Genomic DNA, 343 nt, shown 5'->3' with positions numbered 1-343 from the left:
TCCCTGATAGCTCAGTTGGTAGAGCACTCGACTGTTAATCGAGTTGTCACAGGTTCGAGTCCTGTTCGGGGAGCCATGCTCTCATAGCTCAGTAGGTAGAGTGCTTCCATGGTAAGGAAGAGGTCACCGGTTCGAATCCGGTTGAGAGCTCCACAAATTTTTAGGCCCGTTGGTCAAGGGGTTAAGACACCTCCCTTTCACGGAGGTAACATGGGTTCGAATCCCATACGGGTCACCAACTTTCATTTTCCCTTGAGGACAACCGTACATATGGAGGCTTAGCTCAGCTGGGAGAGCATCTGCCTTACAAGCAGAGGGTCGGGGGTTCGAACCCCTCAGCCTC

Annotated in this window: 3 tRNA genes; all 3 read left to right on the top strand. The window is 52.5% G+C overall.

The features are described from left to right. The 3 genes from ACTJKB_RS31015 to ACTJKB_RS31005 all read left to right on the top strand — a co-directional run bounded on the left by ACTJKB_RS31015 (position 1) and on the right by ACTJKB_RS31005 (position 238). Positions 1–76 (top strand) — tRNA-Asn (locus ACTJKB_RS31015). A gap of 1 nt (position 77) precedes the next feature. Beyond that, positions 78–153 (top strand) — tRNA-Thr (locus tag ACTJKB_RS31010). Between the two features lie 10 nt (positions 154–163). After that, a tRNA-Glu gene (locus ACTJKB_RS31005) sits at positions 164–238 on the top strand. Positions 239–343 lie beyond the last annotated feature (105 nt).

The organism is Paenibacillus sp. 22594 (assembly GCF_052044425.1).
Lineage (GTDB): Bacteria > Bacillota > Bacilli > Paenibacillales > Paenibacillaceae > Paenibacillus_AQ.
The sequence above is the reverse complement of the archived record's forward strand: the minus strand, read 5'-3'. Positions and strand labels throughout refer to the sequence as shown.